Source organism: Calidithermus terrae (assembly GCF_003574345.1).
Classification (GTDB): domain Bacteria; phylum Deinococcota; class Deinococci; order Deinococcales; family Thermaceae; genus Calidithermus; species Calidithermus chliarophilus.
Genome location: NZ_QXDL01000013.1, coordinates 17,720 through 38,121 on the forward strand (window position 1 = coordinate 17,720; position 20,402 = coordinate 38,121).

Annotated in this window: 21 protein-coding genes; 13 read left to right on the forward strand and 8 right to left on the reverse strand. The window is 68.5% G+C overall.

What is annotated here, in order from left to right:
• The first annotated feature begins 183 nt into the window (after positions 1–183).
• The 4 genes from nrdI to Mterra_RS02970 all read left to right on the forward strand — a co-directional run bounded on the left by nrdI (position 184) and on the right by Mterra_RS02970 (position 4,185).
• Positions 184–555, forward strand: coding sequence for a class Ib ribonucleoside-diphosphate reductase assembly flavoprotein NrdI (nrdI, locus tag Mterra_RS02955; protein ID WP_119313804.1), 372 nt, complete (start codon positions 184–186; stop codon positions 553–555).
• A 10-nt stretch (positions 556–565) separates the two neighbouring features.
• A complete protein-coding gene (nrdE, locus tag Mterra_RS02960) occupies positions 566–2,614 on the forward strand; it encodes a class 1b ribonucleoside-diphosphate reductase subunit alpha (RefSeq protein WP_245971501.1) in 2,049 nt (682 codons plus the stop codon).
• Positions 2,615–2,748: 134 nt separating this feature from the next.
• Complete coding sequence (nrdF, locus tag Mterra_RS02965) at positions 2,749–3,738, forward strand: class 1b ribonucleoside-diphosphate reductase subunit beta (protein WP_119313806.1); 990 nt, start codon at positions 2,749–2,751, stop codon at positions 3,736–3,738.
• A 9-nt stretch (positions 3,739–3,747) separates the two neighbouring features.
• Entirely contained in the window at positions 3,748–4,185 is a 438-nt protein-coding gene (locus Mterra_RS02970) for an acyl-CoA thioesterase (RefSeq protein ID WP_119313807.1), read from the forward strand.
• Here Mterra_RS02970 and Mterra_RS02975 read toward each other — a convergent pair.
• Positions 4,182–5,087, reverse strand: coding sequence for a M23 family metallopeptidase (locus tag Mterra_RS02975; protein ID WP_119313808.1), 906 nt, complete (start codon positions 5,085–5,087; stop codon positions 4,182–4,184). The genes Mterra_RS02970 and Mterra_RS02975 overlap by 4 nt on opposite strands.
• A gap of 52 nt (positions 5,088–5,139) precedes the next feature.
• A complete protein-coding gene (locus Mterra_RS02980; RefSeq protein WP_119313809.1) occupies positions 5,140–6,420 on the reverse strand; it encodes a thymidine phosphorylase in 1,281 nt (426 codons plus the stop codon).
• 434 nt (positions 6,421–6,854) lie between these two features.
• Here Mterra_RS02980 and Mterra_RS02985 point away from each other — a divergent pair, with 434 nt between their 5' ends.
• From Mterra_RS02985 to lspA, 9 genes are all read left to right on the forward strand, one after another.
• Positions 6,855–7,367 (forward strand): Uma2 family endonuclease, encoded by a 513-nt coding sequence (locus tag Mterra_RS02985; RefSeq protein ID WP_119313810.1) that lies wholly within the window; start codon positions 6,855–6,857, stop codon positions 7,365–7,367.
• 113 nt (positions 7,368–7,480) lie between these two features.
• The gene (locus Mterra_RS02990) at positions 7,481–8,710 is read left to right on the forward strand and encodes an NAD(P)/FAD-dependent oxidoreductase (protein ID WP_119313811.1); all 1,230 of its coding nucleotides are present in this window, start codon (positions 7,481–7,483) and stop codon (positions 8,708–8,710) included.
• Between the two features lie 105 nt (positions 8,711–8,815).
• Positions 8,816–9,685 carry a GNAT family N-acetyltransferase gene (locus tag Mterra_RS02995; RefSeq protein WP_170159530.1) on the forward strand — a complete coding sequence of 290 codons (870 nt, stop codon included), beginning with the start codon at positions 8,816–8,818 and terminating at the stop codon, positions 9,683–9,685.
• 219 nt (positions 9,686–9,904) lie between these two features.
• Positions 9,905–10,837, forward strand: a complete 933-nt coding sequence (locus Mterra_RS03000; protein ID WP_119313813.1) for a vWA domain-containing protein — start codon at positions 9,905–9,907, stop codon at positions 10,835–10,837.
• A 44-nt stretch (positions 10,838–10,881) separates the two neighbouring features.
• Positions 10,882–11,703, forward strand: coding sequence for a sugar phosphate isomerase/epimerase family protein (locus Mterra_RS03005; RefSeq protein WP_119313824.1), 822 nt, complete (start codon positions 10,882–10,884; stop codon positions 11,701–11,703).
• 40 nt (positions 11,704–11,743) lie between these two features.
• Complete coding sequence (locus tag Mterra_RS03010) at positions 11,744–12,406, forward strand: TetR/AcrR family transcriptional regulator (RefSeq protein WP_119313814.1); 663 nt, start codon at positions 11,744–11,746, stop codon at positions 12,404–12,406.
• 117 nt (positions 12,407–12,523) lie between these two features.
• Complete coding sequence (locus Mterra_RS03015; RefSeq protein ID WP_119313815.1) at positions 12,524–12,982, forward strand: DUF2269 family protein; 459 nt, start codon at positions 12,524–12,526, stop codon at positions 12,980–12,982.
• A gap of 9 nt (positions 12,983–12,991) precedes the next feature.
• The gene (locus Mterra_RS03020; protein WP_119313816.1) at positions 12,992–13,510 is read left to right on the forward strand and encodes a DUF4188 domain-containing protein; all 519 of its coding nucleotides are present in this window, start codon (positions 12,992–12,994) and stop codon (positions 13,508–13,510) included.
• 36 nt (positions 13,511–13,546) lie between these two features.
• Complete coding sequence (lspA, locus tag Mterra_RS03025) at positions 13,547–13,996, forward strand: signal peptidase II (protein ID WP_119313817.1); 450 nt, start codon at positions 13,547–13,549, stop codon at positions 13,994–13,996.
• A 228-nt stretch (positions 13,997–14,224) separates the two neighbouring features.
• Here the strand turns inward: lspA and Mterra_RS03030 are convergent, their stop codons facing one another.
• The 6 genes from Mterra_RS03030 to Mterra_RS03055 form a co-directional block, all read right to left on the reverse strand.
• Positions 14,225–15,016, reverse strand: a complete 792-nt coding sequence (locus Mterra_RS03030) for an SDR family NAD(P)-dependent oxidoreductase (protein ID WP_119313818.1) — start codon at positions 15,014–15,016, stop codon at positions 14,225–14,227.
• 186 nt (positions 15,017–15,202) lie between these two features.
• Positions 15,203–16,069, reverse strand: coding sequence for an ABC transporter permease (locus Mterra_RS03035; RefSeq protein WP_176582506.1), 867 nt, complete (start codon positions 16,067–16,069; stop codon positions 15,203–15,205).
• Entirely contained in the window at positions 16,062–17,009 is a 948-nt protein-coding gene (locus Mterra_RS03040) for an ABC transporter permease (RefSeq protein ID WP_119313819.1), read from the reverse strand. The genes Mterra_RS03035 and Mterra_RS03040 overlap by 8 nt, the downstream gene beginning before the upstream one ends.
• A gap of 87 nt (positions 17,010–17,096) precedes the next feature.
• Complete coding sequence (locus Mterra_RS03045; protein ID WP_119313820.1) at positions 17,097–18,596, reverse strand: ABC transporter substrate-binding protein; 1,500 nt, start codon at positions 18,594–18,596, stop codon at positions 17,097–17,099.
• A 75-nt stretch (positions 18,597–18,671) separates the two neighbouring features.
• Positions 18,672–19,883: a M20 family metallopeptidase gene (locus tag Mterra_RS03050; protein ID WP_119313821.1), complete on the reverse strand. Its 1,212-nt coding sequence runs from the start codon at positions 19,881–19,883 to the stop codon at positions 18,672–18,674.
• Positions 19,873–20,402, reverse strand: a 530-nt coding sequence (locus Mterra_RS03055) for a P1 family peptidase (protein WP_176582507.1), incomplete at its 5' end; no start/stop codon positions are given. The genes Mterra_RS03050 and Mterra_RS03055, both read right to left, overlap by 11 nt.

Consider the following 20,402-nt stretch of genomic DNA (forward strand, 5'->3'; position numbering starts at 1 on the left):
ATTTTCCCTTACAGCTAAGCTCAGCATAAACGCGCGCACGGCCTGTGGCGCATCGCGTAGAGCGACTATCGGCGTTTTTCGCGTTCGACGTTAGGCGCCTTGCGTCTTGCGTTTGGCATCTTGCGTTTGGCGTAGGACGCAGGACTTTCTCGCGTTTGATCATCGGCAAACCCGAGGTGACCCTTGCTCATCGTCTATGCTTCCAAAACCGGCAATGTCGAGCGCTTCGTGCGCAAGCTGCCTGCGCCCAGGCTGCTGCGAATCCGCACGGGTGAGGAGGAGGTCGGCGAGCCCTGCGTGCTCCTGACCTACACCACCGGGCTGGGCCAAGTGCCGCTGGAGGTCGAGCGCTTCGCCCGGCGCAACCAGGCCCGCATCCGCGCGGTCGCAGCCAGCGGCAACCGCAACTGGGGTTCCAACTACGCCAGAGCCGCCGACCGCCTCGCGGCGTCGTTCGGCTTTGAGGTGATCCACAAATTCGAGCTTTCAGGCCGGACGGAGGACGTCGCGCGCTTTTGGGAAGGGGTGAGGGCGCTTGCGCTACCTCGAGCTTAACAGCGAAGTCTTGCAAAAGAGAGATGGGTTTTTCCAGCTCGAGCGCGACCGGGAGGCGGTGCGGGAGTTCGCAGCCGAGGTCGCCGGAAAACTGCGGACCTTCCGCACCCCCCTCGAGCGGGTGCGGACACTGGTCGCAGAAGGCTACTACGAGAATTTCTTCGAGCGCTACAGCGAGGAAGCCATCGCCGAACTCTCCGCATTGGCCTACGGCTACGGCTTCGAGTTCCAGTCCTTCATGGCGATCTCCAAGTTCTACAAGGACTACGCGCTGCGCTCCGACGACAAGCGTCACTACCTCGAGCGCTACGAGGACCGGGTGCTGGCGGTGGCGCTGCACCTGGCCCAGGGAGACCTGGAAAAAGCCCGCGCCTACGTACGGGCGATGATGGAGGGGCGCTACCAGCCCGCCACCCCCACCTTCCTCAACGCGGGCCGGGCCCGGCGCGGCGAGCTGGTCTCGTGCTTCTTGCTCGAGCTCGACGACAGCCTCAATTCCATCGGCTTCAACCTGAATGCGGCCATGCAACTCTCCAAGATCGGCGGCGGGGTGGCGCTCAACCTCTCCAAGCTGCGGGGCCGGGGCGAGCCCATCAAGGGGGTGGAGCACGCGGCCAAGGGCGTGGTCCCGGTGATGAAGCTGCTCGAGGACGCCTTCAACTACGCCGACCAGATGGGCCAGCGCAAGGGCGCGGGGGCGGTGTACCTCAACATCTTCCACTGGGACGTGGAGGAGTTTCTCGACACCAAGAAGATCAACGCCGACGAGAAGAGCCGCGTCCAGACCCTCTCGCTGGGCCTGATCGTGCCGGACAAGTTTTTCGAGCTCGCCCAGGCGGGCCGGGAGTTCTTCGTCTTCGCGCCCTACTCGGTCTACAGAGCCTTCGGGCAGCACCTCGACGACATGGACCTAGACCGCACGTACGAGCAGCTCGTGGCGCACCCTGAGGTGAAGAAGCGGCCCCTCGACGCCCGGCAGATGCTCACGCGCATCGCCAGCACCCAGTTCGAGTCGGGTTATCCCTACATCGTCTTCAAGTCCAACGCCAATGCAGCCAATCCCCTCAAGGGCGTCGGGCAGATCAAGATGTCCAACCTCTGCACCGAGATCTTCCAGGTCCAGACCACCTCGGTCATCGGCGACTACGGCCAGCCCGACCTCATCGGCTACGACATCTGCTGTAACCTGGGCTCGCTCAACGTCGCCGGCGTGATGGAGCGCAAGAACCTCCGGGAGAGCGTGCACACCGCGATGGACGCCCTCACCGCGGTGAGCGACCTCTCCGACATTCCCAACGCGCCGGGAGCGCGGCGGGCCAACGAGGAGTTCCACGCGGTGGGGCTGGGGGCCATGAACCTGCACGGCTACCTGGCCAAGAACCACATCCCCTACGAGTCGGAAGAAGCCCGTGACTTCGTGCGGACCTTCTTCATGGCGCTGAACTACCACTCCCTCGAGCGCTCCATGCACATCGCCCGCCAGAAGGGGCGCAGCTTTGCCCAGTTCGAGAAGTCCGACTACGCCAGCGGGGCCTACTTCGAGAAGTACGAGCACACCGACTACCGCCCCCGCACCGAGCGCGTGCGCGGGCTCTTCGAGGGCATCCCCCTCCCCTCCCCCGCCGACTGGAGCCGCCTGAAGGCCGAGGTCATGCGGCACGGCCTGTACCACTCCTACCGCCTGGCCCTCGCCCCCACCCAGAGCATCAGCTACCTTCACAACGCCACCCCTTCGGTCATGCCCATCGTCGAACTCGTCGAGACGCGCACCTACGGCAACGCCACCACCTACTACCCCATGCCCTACCTCTCGCCCGATACGCTGTGGTTTTACAAATCGGCGTATGCCATGGACATGTACAAAGTCATCGACCTGGTAGCCGAGATGCAGCAGCACGTGGACCAGGGCATCAGCACCGTGCTGTACGTGACCAGCCAGACCAGCACCCGCGAGCTGGCGAGGCTGTACGTCTACGCCTGGAAGAAAGGTCTCAAGAGCCTGTACTACACCCGTACCAAGAACCTGAAGCTCGAAGAGTGCCTGGCCTGCGCGGTGTGAGCTCGGCACGCGAGACGCAACAGGCAAGGCGCCTTGGCCCTAGACCCTCAGCCCTCGACGAACCGCGGGCCGCGAGCCTTCCGTTTTTCGCTTTCGGCTGCGGGCTACCGGCTACCGAATCAGAGGAGACTCAAGTGCATCACGATCCTCCGACAGGCCAACCCACCTTCCCCGCCGTCAACTGGAACCGGCCCGACGACGCCTATACCAAGATGTTCTGGGACCAGAACGTGCGGCAGTTCTGGGTGGACGAAGAGATCCCCCTGGCCGACGACAAGCTGCCCTGGATGACCCTCTCCCCCGAGGAGCAGCGGGTGTACGAGCACGTGCTGGGGGCCTTGACCCTGCTGGATACCGAGCAGGGCAGCGTGGGCATGCCCCTGCTCTCGCAGCACATGGGCAGCGCTCAGGTCAGGGCGGTGATGGGCTTTATGGGCGCCATGGAGCACATGCACGCCAAGAGCTACAGCAGCATCTTCTCGACGCTGTGCACCTCGCTTCGCATCGAGGAGATCTTCGAGTGGGTGCGGCACAACCGCCTCTTGCAGGAGAAGCTGGCCCTGGTGCACGAGCGCTACTGCAACGTCTGGGGCCAGAAGAGCCTCTACCTCGCCCTGTGCACGAGCGTGTTCCTGGAGTCCTACTTGTTCTACTCGGGCTTCTTCTACCCGCTGTTCCTGGCCGGGCAGGGCAAGCTGGTGAACTCAGGGGAGATCATCAACCTGATCATCCGCGACGAGTCCATCCACGGGGTCTACGTGGGGCTGCTGGCCCAGCAGGTCTTCGAGCGGTTTAGCCACCGGGCCCAGACCGAAGCACGCCACGAAGTGCTGGGCATCCTCGAGCAGCTCGACCGGCTCGAGGCGCGTTACACCGCGGAGCTGTACGCACCCGTTGGGCTGGAGGAGCAGGTGACGCGCTTCTCCCGCTACAACGCCGACAAGGCCCTGATGAACCTGGGCCTGGAGCCGTACTTCGGCGTGGGCGAGGAGCAGGTCAACCCGGTGGTGCTGGGCGGCCTGCGCACCGAGACCAAGAACCACGACTTCTTCTCCACCAAGGGCAACGGCTACGTCAAGGCCATCCGGGTCGAGCCCCTGCGTGATGAGGACTTCGTGTTCTGAAGGAGGAGCATGGGCCTGCCATCCCCCGCTCAAGCACTACCCCAGCCGCGCGCCGGCGTCACCCGCGCCGTGCACCTGGTGCTGCCGGGCGACTCCAACCACTACGGCAACCTCTTCGGCGGCACCGCCATGGCCTGGATGGACGAGGCGGCCTTCGTGGCCGCGACCCGTCACGCCAGGAGCAAGGTGGTCACGGTGCACGCCGACGCCCTCGACTTCCGCCACCCCGTCCCCCAGGGCTCGATCGTGGAGCTGGCGGCCTGGGTGAAGGCCACCGGGCGCACCTCGATGCGGCTCGAGGTGGAGATGTGGGTCGAGCCTATGGACAAAGAGGAGCGCGTGCTGGCCTGCCGGGCTGGGTTCGTGATGGTGGCCGTAGGCCCCGACGGCCGGCCCGTCCCGGTGCCGCCGCTCGAGGGGGCCGAGCCCGCGCCACAGGCTCCTTAGGGCAAATACGCCCGCGGGTCCACCGCCACCCCGTAGCGCATCACCGTGTAGTGCAGGTGCGCGCCGGTCGAGCGGCCCGTGGAGCCCACCCAGCCCAGCACCTCGCCCGCCTCCAGCCGCTGCCCCACCCGCGCGCCCAGCCTCGAGAGGTGGCCGTAGAGGGTGCGGTAGCCGTAGCCGTGATCGAGGGTGACGGACTGCCCGAAGGGGCCGTTCCAGCCCGCCTGGACCACCACGCCGGGGGCGGTGGCGTGGACGGGGGTGCCGTAGGGGGCGGAGAAGTCCAGGCCGTCGTGGAACTCGTAGCGGCGGCCGCCGAAGGGGTTGCGGCGGTTGCCGAAGTAGGAGGTGATGCGGGTGTGGCCGCGCAGGGGGTAGCCCCTGGGCAGGGCCTCCTCGCGGCGCAGGGTGGCGTCGAGGCGGCTCTCGAGCTCGCCCAGGTCGCCCGCCAGGCCGGTGAGCCGGTGCCGGGCCTGGAGGAAGAGATCCCCGGGCTCGGGGGGCAGGGCCGCGCCGCCCTTAGGCCCCTTGGGGCCGCTACGGGCGGGGGTGAGGCGGATCCTGGGCATGCCGGCGCGCTCGCGCAGCCGGTTGATCTCGGCCTCGAGGCTCTCCAGGCTCTTCATGACCTCCTGGGCCTCCTGGCTCAGGGCGTCGTTGCGGGTCTTCTCGGCCTCGAGCCGGAGGGTGAGCTGGCGGGCCTGGCCGGAGAGGCTCGCCAGGCGCAGCTGCAGGCCGCGCATCTCGGCCGTGCGGTTCCACAGGTAGAGGTTGAAGGCGCTCCAGGCGGCCAGGAAGACCACGAGGGCTGCCGGGACCCACGCGGGCAGCGAGAAGGTGCGGGGGGCCGCGCCGGTGCGGGCCAGCCATAGGGTGTAACGGGCCGGGCGTCTGCGGCGCACGGGGGTGAGAATGACATGAAAGCCGCGGGCGGGTCAAGGCAATTCGACCGGATCAGCCGCGGAGGACGTCGAGGATTAAGGGTGGATTGGGGGCTTCGGCGGCCAGGCGGTAGGCCCGGCCCAGGCGCTCGGCGGCCTCCTCCAGCCCCTTGCCCCGGTGGTGCAGCCGGGCCAGCACCTCCCCCGCCCGCACGCGGTCGCCCGGCTTCTTCGCCAGCCAGGCCCCCACGCCCAGGTCGATGGCCTCGCCCTTCTTCACGCGCCCGCCCCCCAGCGCCAGCACGCCCAGGCCCACCTCGAGCGCGTCCACCGCCGCCACCGCTCCGTCGTGCGGGGCCTTGAGCTCCCAGACCTCGGGGGCGAGCTCGAGGCGCTCGGGCTCCTCCACCACCCGCGCGTCGCCGCCTTGGGCCTGGAGGAACTCGCGGAACTTGGCGAGGGCCGCGCCCGACTCCAGCGCCTCCCGCGCGCGCGCGGGGTCCTTGCCCTCGGCCTCGAGCACCTCGGCGGCCAGGGTGAGGGCCAGCTCGCGCAGGTCCTCGGCGCCCTCCCCGCGCAGCGTGGCGATGGCCTCGCGCACCTCGACGGCGTGGCCTACGGCGTGCCCCAGCGGGCGCTCCATGCTCGAGAGCACCGCCCGCACCTGACGCCCCGCGCCCTTGCCGATGGCGATCATGGTTTGGGCCAGGCGGCGGGCGTCGTCGAGGGTCTTCATGAAGGCCCCCGCCCCCACCTTCACGTCGAGGACGATGGTGCGGGCCCCGGCGGCGAGCTTCTTGCTCATGATCGAGGAGGCGATGAGGGGCAGCGAGTCCACGGTGGCGGTCACGTCGCGCAGGGCGTAGAGCTTGCCGTCGAGGGGGGCGAGGTCTTTGGACTGCGCGGCGATCACCAGCCCCACCGCGCGGGCCAGCTCGTGAAAACGCTCCTCGCTGAGGTCGCCGCTCCAGCCGGGGACGCTCTCGAGCTTGTCGATGGTGCCCCCGGTGTGGGCCAGGCCCCGACCCGACATCTTGGCCACCGTGCAGCCGCAGGCGGCCAGGATGGGCGTGACCACCAGCGTGGTCTTGTCGCCCACCCCGCCGGAGGAGTGCTTATCCACAGGGTGTGGATAAGCCGAGAGGTCGAGGCGGTGGCCCGAGTCGGCCATGACCTGGGTGAGCGCGGTGGTCTCCTGGGGGGTCATGCCGCGCCAGAACACCGCCATCAGCCAGGCCGAGACCTGGTAGTCGGGGATTTCGCCGCGCAGGTAGGCAAGGAGGAAGGTCTCGAGCTCTTCCCGGCTGTGGGCGTGGCCGTCGCGTTTGGCTTCGATGAATGCGACCGGGTTCATGCCCTCTAATCCTAACCGCCCTTGCTACAATTGAGCCCGTGGTGACGACTCCTTGGACTGGAAGTCCAAGGCTTCTCGGGAATCACGGATATACCATGCCCGAAGGCTCCGTCCGAGCCCAGAAAACCTTGACTCCGTATCGGCAGGCGAGCGCAATGCTTCCAGCTCTGCCACGGGTGTTCGTTTGGAGTTTTACCCATCAGACTACCCGATGGAACCCCCTACTCCAAGTTTCAAGGTGCATGGGGAAGCCTGTCCCCAAGAGGATTATACCCCACATCCGCCGCCCACTATGTTATGTCCACCTGCGGTGGACGTGGGGAGTCCATGTATCCCCGGACCGAAAGTCCGGGGGATTATAGCCCCCCACACCCCCCTTTTCTCTAAAGACGCCGCCCCAACCCTCGGGGGACGAACGGCGCCACCGCTTCACGGTGGCCGAGTTCGAGAAAATGCACCGCGCCGGAGCCTTCCCGCAGGAGCTTCACCTGGAATTGCTCGAGGGGGAGGTCTTCGAGACGCCGCCCATGGGCGACGATCACGTGGATAAACTCGCTGTGCTCAACGAAGAACTCGTCCTCAAGCTCCGGGAAAAAGCCCGAATTCTCTGCCAGGTGCCCCTACGCACTGCCGAGGAAACCAGCCTGCCCGAGCCGGACTTCGCCGTGATCGACAGGAATAGCTACCCGGGCGGCGTGCCCCACGCCGAGCAGGTGCGCCTAGTCGTCGAGATCAGCGACACGACGTTGGCCTACGACCGGGGCCGCAAGCTGCGGGTCTACGCCCGCAACAAGGTGCCCGAGGTGTGGATCTTGGACGTCAAGGGGAAACAGCTCGAGGTCTACCGCGACCCCCAAGGCGAGGACTACCGCAGTAAGCAGACCTACGACGAGGGCGACGAGGTGGCTCCCGCCGCCTTCCCCGAGACCCCCCTACGCTGGTGGTAACCCGGCCGGGCCGTCGTCGTGCGGGGCCCGGCTGTGGCCCGTTCCCCGGGTTCACGCCACCCTAACGACCCCCCTAACGTCGCCTTGGCGTAGGCTAGGAATAGGAGCAGGCCGTGAAGACCGTAGACTTCCTCATCATCGGCGGCGGGGTGGTGGGCACCACCGTGGCGCTGGAGCTCAAGCGCCGCAACCCCAAGGCCAGCATCACCGTGCTGGAGAAGGAAAACGACATCGCCGCCCACGGCTCGGGGCGCAACTCGGGCGTGCTGCACGCGGGCTTCTACTACACCGCCGACTCGCTCAAGGCCCGCTTCACCCGGCTGGGCAACGAGCGCTGGAAGGCCTTCGTGAAGGAGCGGGGCCTGAGCATCAACGAGTGCGGCAAGCTGGTCGTGACCAAGCACGAGGGCGAGCTCGAGGGCCTGCGGGAGCTCAAGCGCCGCGGCGACCTCAACGGGGTCGAGACCTACCTCATCAGCGAGCGGGAGGCCAAGGGGCTCGAGCCCCGGGTCAAGACCGCCGAGCTCGCCCTGTGGTCGCCCAACACCGCCACCGTCAACCCCCTCGAGTGCATGAACGCGCTGGTGGCCGAAGCCCGCGCCCAGGGCATCGAGTTCGAGCTCTCCAGCCCCTACCTGGGCCGGCGGGGCAAGGCCGTGCGGACGCCGCGGGGCGAGCTCGAGGCCGGCTACGTGATCAACGCCGCCGGGCTGCACGCCGACGAGGTGGCCCACGACTTCGGCGTCGGGCTCAACTACCGCATCCTGCCCTTCAAGGGCCTCTACCTCTACGGCTCGGAGCCCAAGGGCAGCCTCAAGCGCCACATCTACCCCGTCCCCGACCTGCGCAACACCTTTTTGGGCGTCCACTTCACCGTGACGGTGGACGGCAAGACCAAGATCGGGCCCACCGCCATTCCGGCCTTCTGGCGCGAGAACTACAGCGGCCTGGAGGGCTTCGACCTCCTGGAGGCGCTGGGCGTGCTGCGCGACGAGGCCATGCTGTTCCTGCGCAACGACTTCGACTTCCGGCGGCTGGCCTTCGAGGAGATGAAGAAGTACTCCCAGCGCTACCTCGTGGCCCAGGCCGCGAAGATGCTCGAGGGCACCCGCCCCGAGAACTTCCGCACCTGGGGCCGCCCCGGCATCCGGGCCCAGCTCTACGACCACCGGGCCAAGAAGCTGGTGATGGACTTCAACCTCGAGGGCAACGCCGAGGGGCTGCACGTGCTCAACGCCATCTCCCCCGCCTTCACCGCCGCCATGCCCTTCGCCGAGTACGTGGTGGACCAGGCCGAGGCGCTGATGGGCAATAAAACGGATTCAGATCAACTGGTACATTGATTTTAGTGCAATCAACTTGCTTCATCCCTGCCAAATAGCCTATAGTAGCCTGCATCCAGCGTCCCTACGGAAGAGATGATGGGTGTTTACTCCCAGGATCCGATGATGAAGATCAGAAACCCGGAGCAAAGTGAATTACCGGAATTTGTAGCGCTGAGGAGCCAAGCCGACTCCAAATCAGCCTTAAACAATCTGCTGCTAAGGCTCGAAGACCGGAAAACCCGAATTGAGGATCTTTGGGTCTTAACTAATGAGAGCAACAACATTTTGGCCGCCTTTAGTGTTTCCCGCGTCCCCGGTACTGACCCACTCAAGGTAGTTGCACCGCGCACGGCGGAAAACCTGGGGGATGAAGCGGCCCTCTTCCTCCTGGGGTGGTTGGCTGAGCAGCAAGGAGGCTCCCGGCTGAGCCTCAACCTGAGCTCTAAGCGCAATGACCGGAATTTGGTCAGGTTAGCCTGCCAAAATGGATGGGTGGAGGAAAGCCACATCCTCATCTATGTCACTGACCTGACCGGGATGAATGGCCTTGATGAACCCGAGTTTACCCAACCGTTCTTCATCGAGGAGATGCTCGAGAAGCAATTTGTCCAGTTTTATAGTCTGGTGGCAAATATACCCGACTTAGAGCAGGCACAGGACGTATTGGACGCGAAGACGCAGCACTACGCAACCTATCAAGCCGTCGAAGGCCACAAGGTCGTGGATGCAGCGGGCCAGCTACTGGCCGCCGGTCTGGTCGGTCGGCAAAGGGAGGGCGTAGCGAGGATCGAACTGCTGGGCGTAATTCCCCAAATTCGCGGAAGGGGTTGGGGGACTCGATTACACCGATACTTAATGCATAAAGCCCGCCAGTTCGCTCCCCAGTACGTAGGTGCGACGGATTATGGAAACCACCCTATGCGGCGCATATTCGAGCTCAACGGCTGTACCTTCTCGGAAGAGCAGTGGACGTTGGTGAGAGCCCACCAATGAGCCCCGGTATACACCCGCTCGATAAAGCTGGCCCGGTTCACCGGGCCTTGGAGATAAGGCTTCTATTCCCGTAACTTTCAGGACGCCGCACTTCCGGGTGCCCCTTAGGGGGCGCTCATGCTCCTTCGGTCGGGGTGGCCCCTGGCGAGGGGGCGCTTTACTTGTTCAAGCGTGAGGGAGCTCCAACTTGGAAACGGGGGGCTGCCCTACCATGCATTCATGAGCTTCCAGGCTCCGCACCTCCTGCTGGCCCTGCTGTTGCTCCCGCTGCTGGCGTGGGTCTACTGGCGGACGGTGCGCCGGGAAGCCCGCGAGGGGTACGGGCTGCTGCCGGGCCTCGAGCCCTGGCGGCGGGCGGCGGCGCACCGGCGTAGCCCCAAGCGCTACCTGCCGCTGGGGCTCTACGGCCTCGCCCTCCTCCTGGGGCTGCTGGCCCTGGCCCGGCCGCAGGCCGTGATTCCCGTGCCCGACGAGGGGGCGGGCATCGTGCTGGCCCTCGACGTCAGCGGGTCCATGCGGGCGCAGGACATCGCCCCCACCCGCATGGAGGCGGCCAAGGCCGCCGCCAAGGACTTCGTGGAGCGGCTGCCCGAGGGGATCAAGGTGGGGCTGGTGAGCTTCGCGGGGTACGCCGTCCTCAACGCGCCCCTCACCCGCAACCACGCGGAGGTGCTCGAGCAGATCGGCTACCTCGAGCGCCGCCCCAACACCGCCATCGGGGAGGGGCTGATGGAGAGCGTCCGGGCCTTCCCGCTGGGCGAGGACGGCAAGGCGCTGGGCCCGGCCACGGTGATCCTGCTCTCCGACGGGCAGAACCGCACCGGGATCGAGCCCGAGGAGGCCGCGCGGGAGGCCGCCAAGCTGGGCGTGGTGGTCCACACCATCGGGGTGGGGTCGGTGAACGGCTCCGACCCCAACGCTCCCTTCGCCGGGTTCGACGAGGCCGAGCTGCGGGGCATCGCCGACGTCACCGGGGGGCGGTACTTCGCGGTGGGCTCCGCCGAGCGGCTGCTCGAGGTCTACCGCGAGCTGCAGCGCCAGACGGTGTGGAAGCCCCAGCGCAGCGAGGTCACGGCACTGTTCAGCCTGCTGGCCGGGGCGCTGCTGGCCTCGAGCCTGCTGCTCGCCAACTGGAACCGCCGGGTCGTCTAGCATCTCATGCGGCGGGCCGGTATGACTGAGGGGGCATGAAGCCGATGAACCGACGGCGATTCCTGCAGGGCGTGGCCGCGACGGCGCTGGCCGCGAAGGGCCTGGGCCGGGCCCAGAACACCCCCCGCCCCAGGGTCGGGCTCCAGCTCTACACCCTGCGCGACCTGCTGGGCGACCGCTTCAAGGAGACCCTCGAGCAGGTCGCGGCGATGGGCTACGAGGGGGTGGAGTTCGCGGGGGTCTACGGCGGGCTCAACCCCGGCGAGCTCAGGCGCTTCCTGGACGGGCTGGGCCTCGAGACCGCCGGGCTGCACGTCCCGCTGGAGCAGCTCGAGCAGGGCCTCGACGGCCAGGTCGCGCTGGCCCGTGCCCTGGGCACGCCCTACCTGGTGTGCCCCTGGCTCGACGCGGGGCTGCGCGGCAGCGAGGCGAGGTGGCGCGAGCTGTTCGGGCGGCTCGAGCGGCTGGGCAAGGCCTGCCGGGCGGCGGGGGTCCGGCTGGTCTACCACAACCACGAGTTCGAGTTCGAGGAGAAGGTGGGGGGACGGCCCGCCTTCGACGCCCTCTTCGCCGCCGCGCCCAGCCTCGAGGCCGAGCTCGACGTCGCCTGGGCCCACGCCGGGGGCCAGGACCCGGCCGCCTACGTGCGCAAGTACGCGGGCCGCCTGCCGCTGGTGCACCTCAAAGACCTCAAGGGGCGCCGGACGGTCGAGCTCGGGCGGGGCGAGGTGCCGGTTGAGGCCGCCGTGCGGGCCGCGCAGGCGAGCGGGGTGCGCTGGCTTCTCGTCGAGCAGGACGAGAGCGCCAGGCCGCTGGAGAGCGTGCGGGCGAGCCTCGAGTGGCTGCGCTCCAAGAAGCTCGTTTAGCAGCATTGACTAACTTAACACCGTAAAGTAAGCTGAGGCCGTGAGCGACCCCACGGCCACCCGGCAGGCCCGCATCCGCCAGCGCAGCGCCGAGCGGCGCGAGCAGCAGAAGCAGGAGCTGCGCCGCACCATCCTGCAGGCCGCCACCCGGCTCTTCGAGGAGCAGGGCTACGAGGGCTTCAGCCTGCGGCAGGTCGCGGAGGCCATCGGGTACTCGCCCACCGCCATCTACCTCTACTTCGCCGACAAGGACGACCTGCTCTTCGCCGTGTGCCGGCAGGGCTTCGCCGAGTTCACCGAGGCGCTGCAGCAGGCCTACCGCAGCACCCCCGACCCCCTCGAGCGCGTCGGGGCGCTGGGCCGGGCCTACCTCGAGTTCGGCCTCTCCCGCCCGCTGCACTACCAGATGATGTTCATGCAGCGCTCGGAGTGGGCGCTGCGGGCCAGTGCGGCCGCGGGCGAGGCGGAGGGCTCGACCTCCTACCACATCCTGCTCCAGGCGGTGAGCGAGGCCATGAAGGCGGGCAAGATCCGCATGGGCGACCCCCTCGAGACCACCAACCTCGTCTGGTCGGGCATGCACGGCATCGTCTCGCTGGCGCTGAGCATGAAGGGCGTCGTGCCGCGCTGGGACAACCCCGCCGACGTGCGCCGCCTGGCCGGGCAGTTCATGGAGATGCTGGCTCGAGGGCTCAGCCCCTGATTTTTTTTAGGTCGTCCACTTAACAGCGTTAAGCATATGAATAGCGTAAGGAGGCAGGTATGAACGGGAACGGACGAAACGGTCGGGTAGGGGGCGTCGGGGCGGAGGGGGTGCGCCGTGGATAGCTACCTGCTGCTCAAGTCGCTGCACGTGCTGGGCGCGGTGATCTTCCTGGGCAACATCCTGGTGACCGCGCTGTGGAAGGTGCTGGCCGACCGCACCCAGAACCCGGCCATCGTGGCCTATGCCCAGCGGCTGGTCACCGTCACGGATTTCGCCTTCACGGCGCTGGGGGTGGGGCTGATCATCGTCACCGGCGAGCTGATGGCCGGGCGCTGGGAGGGGGCTTCGTGGGTGGGCTGGGGCCGGGGGCTGTTCGTGGCCTCGGGCGTGATCTGGCTGGTGGCGCTCGTCCCCATCCAGGTCGCCCAGGCCCGCATGGCCCGCGCCTTCGCCCGGCAGGCGAGCATCCCCGCGGCCTACTGGCGGCTGGCCTACTGGTGGGGCGTGTTCGGGGTCATCGCCACGGCGTTGCCGCTGCTCAACCTCTACTTCATGGTGTTCAAGCCCGCGTGAGGTGGGAACATGGTGCAGATCGGGCGTTTCACCGCCAAGCACGACGGGCCGCTGGTGGTTTTCCTCATCGGGATGCGGGTCAACAACTGGCTGCGCTGGCGCGAGTGGCTGCCGGTGGCGCGCGCGATGGGGCCCATGCTGAGCTACTTGTACCGCCACCCCGAAAGCGGCTTCCTGGGGGCCAACGGCCCCCTCTTCAGCCCCGGCTTCCGTGAGGTCGTGACCGTGCAGTACTGGCGGAGCACCGGGGACCTCGAGCGCTTCGCCCGCCAGGACCCCGCCCTCCACCCCGAGGCCTGGCGGCGCTTCTTCCGGCAGCCCTTCAAGGGCGGGGCGGTGGGGATCTGGCACGAGACCTACCGCGTGGAGGCCGGGGCCTTCGAGAGCGTCTACGGCAACATGCCGCCGTACGGCCTGGCTAAGGCCGGCGGGGCCGTGCCGGTGCGGGGGCGGCTCGAGTCCATGCGGGGTCGCCTGGGCGGGGCCCTGGGGAATGCCTCCCGCGAAAGCGCCGGGCCCGGCCCCTGAGTTGCAAGCTCATGTTCGCTCGAATAGACTCCCGCCATGCCGCTGTTCATCGTCCCGCTCCTGCTCGCGCTCGACCAGGTGTTCAAGCTGGCCGCGATCCAGAGCCTCACCGCCGGTTCCAGGACCGTCATCCCCGGGCTGCTCGACTTCACCCTGGTCTACAACACCGGCGCGGCCTTCGGGCTGTTCACGGGCGGGGCCCCGTGGCTCGCCTACATCAACGTGGTCGTGGGCTTCGGGATTCTGTACTACCTCTACCGCAACCCCCGGCTACCGGCCGTGCAGATGGTCGCCCTCTCCATGATCGTGGCGGGGGCCTGGGGCAACGCCATCGACCGCATCGGCCGCGGCTCGGTGGTGGACTACATCGACATGACCACCAACATCGGCCTCATCCGCGACTTCCCCATCTTCAACCTGGCCGACATGTGCGTGGTGATCGGGGTGATCCTGTTGCTCCTGCCGCAGCGGCGCAGGAGGTGGTGAGTAGGGTCGTGTCGATAGTCGATGGTCGATAGCTGATAGCCGATAGCTAAACGCCCAACGCCGGGTGCGGGGCGTACGTCGTACGTCGTACGTGGTACGTCCTACGTCGTACGCCAGACGCAAGACGCAATACGCCTTGGCCCTCGACCCTCGACGCCGGCGGGGAAGGCCGGGGTGAGGTAGCCACGAGCCACGAACTACTAGCCCCAGGCTCCCCGAAACCCGTCTTCACAGCGGCGGGTTGAAGCGCCCGTCCACCGCGGTCCAGCCGCCGTCTACGAAGAGGATGGTGCCGGTGACGTAGGAGGAGGCCCTCGAGGCCAGGAAAACCACTGCGCCGGCGACCTCTTCGGGTTTGCCCCAGCGGCCGAAGACGCTCTTGGCGCCGTAGGCGGCGTACCAGTCGGGCTGGTTCTTGATGGGGGCGGTGAGGGGGGTGTCGATCACGCCGGGGCCGATGGCGTTGGCGCGCACGCCGCGGGGGCCCAGCTCGGCGGCCAGGGCCCGCACCATCTGCACCGTGCCCGCCTTGGTCGCGGCGTAGACCCCCTGCCCCGGCTCCACCACCAGCGAGCGGATGGAGGAAAAGGCGATCAGTGAGCCGGAGCCTTGCCGGGCCATGGCCCGGCCCGCCTCGGCCAGGACGTGGAAGGTGCCCTTGAGGTTGAGCATCACCACCCGCTCGAACTCCTCGTCGGTGTACTCGAGCAGGGGCTTGCGCACGTTGATGCTGGGGGTGGTCACGGCGGTGTCCAGGCGGCCGTGGCGCCCCACGGTCTCCTCCACCCGCGCCCGCACCGCCGCGCCGTCGAGGATGTCGAGCTCGACGGCCTCGGCTTCCCCGCCCGCCGCCTGGACGCGCCCGGCGGTCTGCCGAGCGGCCTCGAGCCGCGCGTCGGCCACGACCACCCGCGCCCCGTGGGCCGCCAGGGCCTCGGCCGAGGCCTGCCCGATGCCCGAACCCCCGCCCACCACCAGTGCGACCTGCCCCTCGAGGCGAAACATGTCGGCGTAATTCATCGGGTTCCTCCTTTGGTTCGACCCAGCTTAACGCTAAAGGGCGTGCGTGGGGCGGTGATGGTCGATAGCCCATAGCCGATAGCCGAACGCAAGACGCAAGACGCGTGTCCTACGTCCTACGCCGTACGCAAAATGCCTTGGCCTTCAGCCCTCGACCCTCGGCCCTCGACGGGCCACGGGCCCCCTCTAGCGGTTCTGCCGCCTGGGGTCGAGCCAGTCGCGCAGGCCGTCGCCCAGGAGGTTGAAGCCGAGCACGGTGAAGGCAATAGCCAGGCCGGGCCACAGGACCGGGAAGACGGAGAGTTCCTGGTAGCTCTGGGCCTCGCGCAGCATGCGGCCCCAGCTCGCGGTGGGGGGCTGGGTGCCCAGGCCCAGGTAGGAGAGGCCGGCTTCGGCGAGGATGGAGGCGGCGAAGGCCAGGCTGGCCTGCACGACCAAGGGGCCCAGGATGTTGGGCAGCACGTGGCGGGCGATGATGCGGGCCGAGCCCACGCCCAGGGCTCGAGCCGCCTCCACGTAGGGCTGGGCCTTGACCGCCAGCACCCCGGCCCTCGCCAGCCGCGCGAAGGCCGGCACCGCCGCGATGCCGATGGCGGCCATCGAGCTGGTGGCGCCGGGGTTGAACACCGCCGCGAAGAGCAGCGCGAGCAGCAGCGCGGGGAAGGCGTAGAGGCTGTCGAGGAGGAAGGTGAGGAGGGAGTCGAGCCAGCCGCCGAAGTAGCCCGCCAGCACCCCCAGCAGCACCCCCAGCGACAGGCCGATGCCCACCGCGATCACGCCCACGTAGAGGGCGTTCTCGGCCCCGGCCAGCACCCGGGCGAGCAGGTCGCGGCCCAGCAGGTCGGTGCCCAGGGGGTGCTGGGCCGAGGGGGGCGCGAGGCGAGCGGGGCCGGTGGCGTCGGGGTCGGTGGGGTTGAGCCAGCCCGCGACCATGCCCAGCAGCACCAGCACGATGACGGCCCCGCCCAGCTTGACCGACAGGGGCAGGCGCTGCCAGGCGGTGCGGCGCGGGAGACCGCCCTCTACAGGGGTCGAAACGCTCGGCTCAGGCATAGCTCACCCGGGGGTCGAGGTAGGCGTAGAGCAGGTCCACGATCAGGTTCACCAGCACGATGAAGGCCGCGAGCACCACCACGATGCCCTGCACCAGCGGGAAGTCGCGGGCGTTGATGGCGGTGAGGGAGAGCGAGCCCAGGCCCGGCAGGCCGAACACCGTCTCCACGATCACCGCGGCGATGAGGAGCTGGGAGAACTCCAGCCCCAGCACCGTCACCACCGGCAAGGCCGCGTTCTTGAGGGCGTGCTTGTAGAGCACCTTGCGCTCGGCGAGCCCCTTGGCGCGGGCGGTGCGGACGTAGTCCTGGTTCAGCACCTCGAGCACGCTCCCCCGCACCATGCGCACCAGCAGCGCCGAGCGGGAGAGGGTGACGGTGAGGATGGGCAGCACCAGCGCCAGCAGCGCCCGCTGGGGGTCGCGCCAGCCGTCGATGGGGAAGCTGGTGGGCAGGGGCAGGTCGAGCCGCACGATGAAGAGGTAGATGAACATCAGGCCCACCCAGAAGGAGGGGAGCACGATGCCCAGCAGGGCCGCGGCGGAGATGCCCACGTCGAGCCAGCTCCCCGCGCGCCGCGCCGCCAGCACCCCCAGCGGCACGCTGATGAGGGTCGCCAGCAGCAGCGAGAGCACCACCACCGGCAGCGTCACGCTCAGGCCGCGGGCGATCTCGGTGCGCACCGGCGAGCTGTAGCGGATCGACTCGCCCAAGTCGCCCTGCAAGGCCCCGGCGTACCACAGCAGGTAGCGCTCGAGCGGCGGCTTGTCCAGCCCCAGCCGGGCCTGCAGCGCCGCGATGCGCTCGGGGTCGGCGCCGAAGCCGAGGATGATGGAGGCCGGGTCGCCGGGGATGACGAGCAGGGCCACGAAGACCAGGCTCGAGGCCAGCCACAGCGTGGCCAGGGCGACGGCGAAACGGCGCGCGAGGTAGGGCCACATGGCTCTGGAAGCGTCGTACGTCGTACGTCACTACGTCCTACGCCTTAAAGCGTGGAGCGTACGACGTACGACGTAGGACGTGCGCCATTACCTAGCCAGGTACACCTCGGCCAGCAGGATGCCGGGGCTCAGCGAGGCGCCGGGCCAGTTCATCACGTTGGCGCGGTAGGCGCCCAGCGCCGGCAGGCTCATGGTCCAGATGCTCACCGCGTCCTCGGCCAGCTTGCGCTGCATGGCCTTGAGCGCGTCGCACGACTTCTTGGGGTCGTTGGAGCGCAGGTAGGTGGTGTAGAGCTGCTGCACCTGCGGGCTGTTGTAGCGCCAGTAGTAGCCCGGGTTGGCGTAGCGCCCGATGTCGTTGGCCTCGACGTGGCCGATGATGGTCATCTGGTAGTCGGCGGCGACGAAGGCCCGCTGGATCCAGGTGCCGAAGTCAACGACCTGGATGTTGACCTGCACCACGCCCAGCCGGTTGAGCTGCGCGGCGAGCGCCTCGCCGATGCGGCGCTCGTAGGGGAACTCGGCGGCCAGGGTGAAGGTGAAGCGCAGGGGGTTCTGGGCGGTGTAGCCGGCCTCGGCCAGCAGTTGGCGCGCGCGGTTGGGGTCGTAGGCGTAGAAGCCCGAGAGGTCCTCGTAGCAGGCCTCGCCCGGCGAGCGCATCGAGCCGATCTTGGTGCCGTAGCCCAGCATGGCGCTCTGGATCAGCTCGTCCTTGTTGACCGCGTACTGCATGGCCCGCCGCACCCGCACGTCGTTGAAGGGGGCGCGGGAGTTGTTCATCGAGGCCACCGCCTCGGCGGTGCCGCCGCCGCTGAAGACCTTGAAGCGGGCGTCGCGCGCGAGGATCTGGGCGTTCTCGGGCAGCATGGAGTAGGCGATGACGTCGATGTCGCCCGCGCGCAGGGCCGCGAGCTGGGCCTCGCCGTCGCCGAGGAAGCGGAAGTTGACCCGGTCGAGGTAGGGCAGGTTGGGGATGTAATAAGCCTCGTTGCGCTCGAGCCGCACCCCCACCCCGCGCTCCCAGGCCACGAAGCGGAAGGGCCCGGTGCCCACGGGCTTGACCTTCTGGTCCTCGAGCTTGCGCTCGCGCGGGCCGATGGTGCTCTCGGGCAGCGAGAGGGTGAAGAGGAAGTCCTGGTTGGGCTGCTTGAGGGTGAAGGTCACCGTCGAGGCGTCGGGGGCCGTCACCGAGGCGATGTCGCGGTAGATCTCGGGGCGGATGTGGCCGCTGCGCTTGGTGTCGGGGTCCTTGGCGCGGTTGAACTTCGCCACCACGTCGGCGGCGTCGAAGGGGGTGCCGTCGTGGAACTTCACGCCCTTGCGCAGGGTGAAGGTGTAGGTCAGGCTGCTGGCCGAGACCTTCCAGCGCTCGGCGAGCGCGGGCACGATCTCGCCCTTGGCGTTGCGCTTGACCAGCCCCTGCAGCACGTTGTCGTAGACCATGCGGGCGATGTCGGCCCCGGCGGCCTGGCTGGGGTCGAAGACCGTGGGCTCGGTCTGCAGCGCCACCGTGAGCGTGCCCCCCCGGTTCTGCGCGAAGGCCAGGCCCAGGAGCAAAAACAGTGCCCAAAACCAACGTTTCGTCATCTTTACCCTCCTCCAACGTGGGGTTCTCGAGATGCCCCAAAAGACCGTCGCCGCGGCGGACTCACCGTCCGCGATTCAGTCCCTGTAGAGCATCAGAACGGAAATCGCGGTGTATAGTCGCGCCGCGGCGACGAGGTCGTCTATCTCTACGAACTCGTTGGCCTGGTGGGGCGTTCTCCGCCCACCCGGCCCGATGGTGACGATGGGGAGCTTGGCCCAGGCCCAGAGATACGTCCCATCGGTCGCGCCCGGAACTCCACCATAACACACCGGCAGGCCCAGTAAAGAGAGGGCCTGCTCGGTGGCCCGCACCACCGGCTGGGCGGGGTCGGTGTGGGTGGCGGGGCGGTCCTCGAAGACCTCCAGCCCCGCCCGCACCCCCGGGAAATTCCGCATGCACTCTTCGCACTCGGCCTCCAGCCGCCGGCGGACGGCGGCGTGGTCGTGGTCGGGGTTGGTGCGGACGTCGAGCCCCACGCGGGCGTGGCCCGGCATCACGTTGAACTGCCCCTCCCCCGCGCTGGCCTCGAGCACCGTGGGGGTGACCCAGCCCTTGCCCAGGTGGGGGTGATCGGGAGTGCGCTGCAACCATGACTGCACCTCGGCCATGCGGCCCACGAACCACGCGGCGGCGGGCAGCGGGTTGACGCCGGCGTAGGGCATGGCCCCGTGGGCCATCCTGCCCTCGAAGCTCACCCACACCCGCATCGCCCCCTTCTGCACTAAGCAGACCTCGAGCTCCTCCGGCTCGCAGATGAGGGCCCCGGCGAAGCCCTCGGCGTAGCCCGCCCTCACGAAGGCCTTGACGCCCCTCATCAAGCCCTCCTCGTCGCAGGGGATGCACAGCCGCAGGGTGCGCGGGGGCTCGCCCAGCACCTGCTTCAGCGTGGCCGCGGCGACGACGGCGGCCGCCAGCCCGCCCTTCATGTCGCACGAGCCGCGCCCGTAGAGCCGGCCGTCGCGGATGAGCCCGGCGTAGGGCGGCACCTGCCAGTCCTCCAGCCGCCCGTGGGTCACCACGTCGGTGTGGCCCTCGAGGATCAGGCCCCCGGGCCCTGAGCCCAGGTCGGCGATGAGGTTGGGGCGGCCCGGGGCGACGGGCTGGACGTGCGTCCTGAAGCCGCGCTCGCGCAGGTAGGGCTCGAGGTAGTCCACCACCGGCTGCTCGCCGGGGCCGGGGTAGTAGCTCTCGATCTGCACGAGCTTCTGGGCCAGCCGCACCACCTCTGCCGCGTCCACCGCTTCGGCGGCGCGGCGGGCGAGGGCGGGGAGGTCCTCAGGCGTCATAGACCTCCCGGTAGCAAGGCAGCCCTTCCACCGAGCGCGCGTGCAGCACGCCGTGGATCAGCGCCCGGGCGAAGACGTCGGCGGCGACGGCGCCCAGGCGGCTGAGCTCGGCGGGGGTCCGGACCTCGAGCTCGCCCGTGCCCAGCGCGAAGATCACGTCGCCGTCGAACATGGTGTGGGCGGGGGTGACGGCGCGGGCGATGCCGTCGTGGGCCATCATCGCCACCTTCTGGGCCTGGGCCTTGGTGAGGCGGGCGTTGGTAGCCACCACCCCGATCACGGTGTTGGAGACCTGGAGGGGGCTGAACATGCCGGAGTAGTCCGGGGGGCTCAGGATCGGGCGCGGGGGGTGCTTGAGGCCGAACTCGCCCGCGAGCTCGAGCCAGCGCCCGTAGAGCTCGCCGCTGGCGGGGTCCCAGGCCCGCCCGTGGGCGTTGGCCCCCACGACAGCCCCCACCCGCAGCCCGTCCTCCAGCACCGCGCTCGCCGTGCCTAAGCCGCCCTTGAGCCCCCCGGTCC